Annotated in this window: 2 protein-coding genes; both read right to left on the bottom strand. The window is 46.1% G+C overall.

All coding sequences use genetic code 11. The features are described 5' to 3' along the window. A partial coding sequence (locus tag U8U68_RS22090; protein ID WP_322204641.1) for a helix-turn-helix domain-containing protein occupies positions 1 to 202 on the bottom strand: 202 nt, incomplete at its 3' end. 55 nt (positions 203 to 257) lie between these two features. Then, entirely contained in the window at positions 258 to 446 is a 189-nt protein-coding gene (locus tag U8U68_RS22095; RefSeq protein ID WP_322204643.1) for a ribbon-helix-helix protein, CopG family, read from the bottom strand. Positions 447 to 627: the final 181 nt, after the last annotated feature.

A 627-nucleotide genomic window follows, 5' to 3' on the forward strand; every position in this document is an offset into this window, starting at 1 on the left:
GTGCTTCGTCCGGATTGTAGCGATCCACTTCTACAAGATCGGTTGTCAACTGCACCATGCGGGCGCGCTTCTTTTCCCGATAAATGGTGCTAACGTGTACGTGCAATCTATCCGCGATCACCTGCGGCTTTTCCCCGGCCAGCAATGCGGCTTCCAGCTTGTAGCGGTCTGTTTTTGTTAAATGGCTGAAATAGTGTCCCATCTTGTAAACCTCCATAAAACAGAAAAACGGGGGCGGTTTCCCGCCCCCTGCGCCTTCACTCTTCTAAAAATTTATCTATTGCCCGTTTGATAACCTGTGCTTGCGGTATTCCCATTTCCGCGCACTTTTTCTTGAATGCCGCCGCTTTATCTTTCGGAACGCTTGTTGAAATAAGGGTATATGTTTTTTCGTTATACCGCCGCTTTACCTCTGTTGAAGTATGGGTTTTCCTTTTTTCTGCCATGCTTCACGCCTCCTTTTATGGGATTATACCATACTAATATTAGTATGTCAATATGGGACACGAAAATAAATGCGAAAAAATGCAGAAACGGCGGGTTTTCCCGCCGCTTTTTCATTCTTCCAGCCCTACAAGCCATTGCATAGACACGCCAAGCACCTTTGAAAGCACCATCAATTCATAA

It is taken from the genome of Acutalibacter intestini (genome assembly GCF_034334985.1).
Taxonomy (GTDB): Bacteria; Bacillota; Clostridia; order Oscillospirales; family Acutalibacteraceae; genus Acutalibacter; species Acutalibacter intestini.

What these genes read in the sequence shown, in the direction of transcription:
- U8U68_RS22095 (WP_322204643.1), bottom strand. Translation starts at nt 446, where the DNA reads ATGGCAGAAAAAAGGAAAACCCATACTTCAACAGAGGTAAAGCGGCGG.